Source organism: Arthrobacter sp. SAFR-044 (assembly GCF_059414985.1).
The window spans coordinates 1-3,858 of the sequence record NZ_JBPFDN010000028.1; the positions used below are offsets into that span (position 1 = coordinate 1).

The window sequence follows — 3,858 nt, forward strand, 5'->3', positions numbered from 1 at the left end:
GCTCCCCCACTCAAATCAAGTTCTTTGGCAACGGCTCCGAGCACCTTAGCGCTCGTTGCCAAGCTAACGTACGACGCGGCTCGCTTTTCCGCAAAAGCATTGCTTCGAGCCACATCAGCGGCTGGAACGCTGGTATTTACAGAAACGAAAAGGTGGCTGTTCGCCGTGTACAAAGGGGTCCGAACGAGAACTATTCCTAAAGCAAGCGCAAGCCCCAGCACGACGGCAGCAAGTATGCTGGGCCAACGTCGCCGTACGACCCGCAAGCAGAATTCCAGCTCCATCGCTTCCCCAGTATTTTCCGCACAAAAGCGTACCTGTGGGCACCGTTCATTAGACCACGCAGACGCTCTAAAGGCCAGACTCAACCTGACGAGTGAGAAATGAGCATGAAACAGGTGTCGAAGAATCACACGAGGATCGGCTGGGAAAGTCGCCGCAAGCGAGTGCGTCCGCAAGTTTGTCAAGGCGCTCTATCCCGGCGAGGGAGATCAGCTGGCGGAAGACGAACTCCAGACGTGGTTAAGGGCGTTCAGGCGCACGGAGAAAAAGCGCTACCGGACGGGGTGGAGCTGGGTGAGTGAGCCTGAAGTTTTCATTGCCGTCGGCACCACCACCGGGAAGGCAAAATTTTTCAAGAACCGGGATGAAACACACCAAGCGCTCCGCACTGATTGAGGCCATCGAAGACGGGCCACTTCAAAGCACGTATCTTATTGAGGCGTGCAACTCGGATGCAGCACCACCTATCAACTCAGCGGATCATTCAGTGGAAATTTGGAGAGAATGCCGCTGCGGCTGCAAGTGGGGAGTTAGGTATAGCGGTTCTAGTCTGTGCGGAGACCGTCACGCCTCAAGTAATTGGAAGGTTGGGCAGCGTTCCTGACTTGATGTGTCCCGGGTCGGGATCGCGGAGCATGACGTTGATAACCGCGAGCGGAAGAAAAATAGCCCACATATGTGCGGGAGCCTGAAGATAGGGATCGGTGGAATTGGCGATGAGCATAGCGACGCCCGCACAAAGGGTTACTGTCAACGTTGGATTCATATCCGGGCGGAGGCGAGAAGCTTTTTTAGCGGAGACAACCACCATAACGACGATTGCCGCGACGAGGAGCGCACCGATCACGCCTGTCTGCATGAGGAGCACGTGGTACTGCAGCTCGAACTGCCAAGGCTGGGTTTCGCTGCGAAAGTAGCCTGGAATAGTCGCCCCCAGTCCGTGTCCCCAAAGAGGCGACTGCAACCATGCCCGTGTAAGTTGGTCGGCTTGCTCGCTACGCGTCGACTGACTGGTGCTCACATCCACCTCGACGCCCGAGAAGAAAGATACGAGCGAACCCCCAGTGTTGACCACGATCGGGTTTGCAATAATGGCCGGCGCAACAAGGATAATGACGAAAATGGCGCCAATCCCTGCCGTTGCTTGGACGGGTGAAACAGCCGCCGGGCCCGGTCGCGTAGCAATGCGCCTCAATACCCAAGCAATCAGAGGAACCAGTACCAAGGCTAGTATGATGGCGCGGCGTCCACCCAAGATGGCCCCCGCGACTCCAGCCATCGCCGCCGCAGCCCGTAGGGGGAGGTTTGGCAATACATCGTCGCGCTTCACTGCCAGTGACAGCACCCACATTGGCGCGGACGCAGCAAGCGTTGAGAGACCGTAGAAACGGATCTCTGTTCCGTTGCCAATCTGACCGAACCCGGCCCCGGTCAGTTCCAGGACACTCGTCGGGATAACTTGGGGGATGACTTTCAACTCGCCACCGACGTACACCAGAATATAAAGCCCAGCGACCACCGTCATGACTGCACACGTGGTGAGGAGGGCTTTGAGGGTGGATTGGTCGATAGCCGAGATGCTGATGAAGTACACAACTGGGGCGATGACGAACACGCCTGCTGAATTGACCAGCCCCGGATTGTCCGCCCCGACGAGGAGCCCGAACATCCCCAGCAAGAGAGTGAAGAAGGCCACCCCCATGAGCGGCAGCGTCAGAACTTTTCGCTCGACCGCAATCGTCATCGTTGCGGCTCCAATCATCACTGCGAAAGTGACTACGAGCAACTGTCCCTGCGACACCGGCATCAGCAGCAGGAAGGTGAACGACGCGACAGCCAGCAAGCGCATTAACCTCGCCCCAACTGGTTTTCTCTCAGTCATGACCCCATGATAGGTACTGGCGCAAGTAACGGATCAGCTGAGATGATCCATATTTGCATGACTGCACTTGTTGCTGATTGTCCAGGACGAAGTGCGGCGAGACCAGCGGCATAAAGCGCCGATCACGCAGAACATTTAGCAAGAACCGTAAGCCGGGTGGACTCTCGCATTCATCTATCGCTGACTGCCGTCCGGCAAATACTGCTACACGTTTTCTAGGACGGCGCTAACGGGAATGGTGTGAGCCCGCACGATGATTAACTCAACGCGTTGGCCCTTCGGATGTCAGCATGAGCGATGCCCAGGTTATCGAGGAAACTACGGTGGCTCCAACAAATCCCCAAACCGCACCTGAGAGCCCGAAAAGTGCCGCGCCGCCCAGTGGACCGGCAATGATAAGCACCGTTTGTACAGCTCGACCGGTGCGGATCCCGTGCGCCGACGCATGCGCTCTACTGAGCAAGTAGTAGACGTGACCCAAGAAATTTGTGAAGACGAAAATTGAGCACGGCACAGCAAACGCAGAAAGCTCCGCGAGTGTCCCTTGCACCAAGTGAAAGTGACTAAGTGACAGAAGTACAATGAAACAAGCGACAGACATCGCCCCGCCAGCCGTGAGAACTCCTACCAGCAGCTTCAGGCCAGTTCGATGAGCCCTAGACATCTGAGCCAAATTTGGCCTTATCGGCTCGAGAAGAAGCTGAACTGGCGATGCAACGCTTGAAATGCCCCGATAAATTCCATATCCATGGGTTCCCAATCCGGGTAGTAATAGCATTGGCGACATAATGGCTCCCAAATCCATGAAGACTGAATCTGATAGTAGCGTCCGGATGGTTGACCACCTGGTCTTGCACCAGCGCGAGAGTGCCTTGACTGGATTCGACATGACAGGCGGTGAGATGATGAGGTTCGTTATGCCTGCGCCAATCCATGCGGCGGAATGTGACGTCAGGACGTTTACCCCAATGGCCATAGCGCCGAAGAGTGCGAAGAGAAAGACAGACAGGTAACACGCATCGGCCAAGAGTACGGACTTGGCATTGAGTCTGGCAGATTTGAAAAAGCGCACACCGAGCCGATAGATACCTAGCCCTATGGCTCCCGATGCAAAGAACGCCGGAACGACGCCTGGGTATATGAATAGGGAGACGACGAGTCCGACTGCAGTGAAGATAATCGACAAGCCAACGAGCGCCGACGAATACTCCGCCCAAGTGCTGTTTCCCTTGAAAGTACGCAGAAATGAATCACAAACCACAGATAGGCAAACCGACCAGCCGAGAGCAAAAACGGCGTATAAGAATGCGAATACACCGAACTCATGCACCGAGAAGAGCAAAAGTGCAGAAATTGTTGGTGCAATGTTTGTTATGGCGCCAAGGCCCGAGGACAAAAGTACTTGTATTCTACTCACAACACTTCTCACTTTAAGTTACAAGACTGAATTGCCTGGGATCGATGGATCAATGCCAATTCAAGTCAACGCTTGAGAACGACCTTGTTGCGGTTACTTACGGAGGGCCGGACACTTCGTCCTACGAGTGGTGAATGAAAAAGCCCTTGCGGGGCTGCAACCGGTGCGTGCCGTGGGCAATAGATCTGCCGCCACGGGGCCGTTCGGTCCTGCCGGCCTTGTTGACGACTACGCCCAGGAACGAGGTATTAATTGCATTCAGGGTCGCGACGGCTTG

The 3,858-nt window shown here is 55.4% G+C and carries 2 protein-coding genes; both read right to left on the reverse strand.

All coding sequences use genetic code 11. The features are described from left to right. Positions 1–284, reverse strand: a 284-nt coding sequence (locus ACR65J_RS20945) for a Wzz/FepE/Etk N-terminal domain-containing protein (protein WP_440172714.1), incomplete at its 3' end; no start/stop codon positions are given. A gap of 569 nt (positions 285–853) precedes the next feature. Next, on the reverse strand, positions 854–2,164 hold the full coding sequence (locus ACR65J_RS20950; RefSeq protein WP_440172716.1) for a hypothetical protein: 1,311 nt from the start codon (positions 2,162–2,164) through the stop codon (positions 854–856). Positions 2,165–3,858 lie beyond the last annotated feature (1,694 nt).

What these genes read in the sequence shown, in the direction of transcription:
- ACR65J_RS20950 (WP_440172716.1), bottom strand. Translation starts at nt 2,164, where the DNA reads ATGACTGAGAGAAAACCAGTTGGGGCGAGGTTAATGCGCTTGCTGGCT.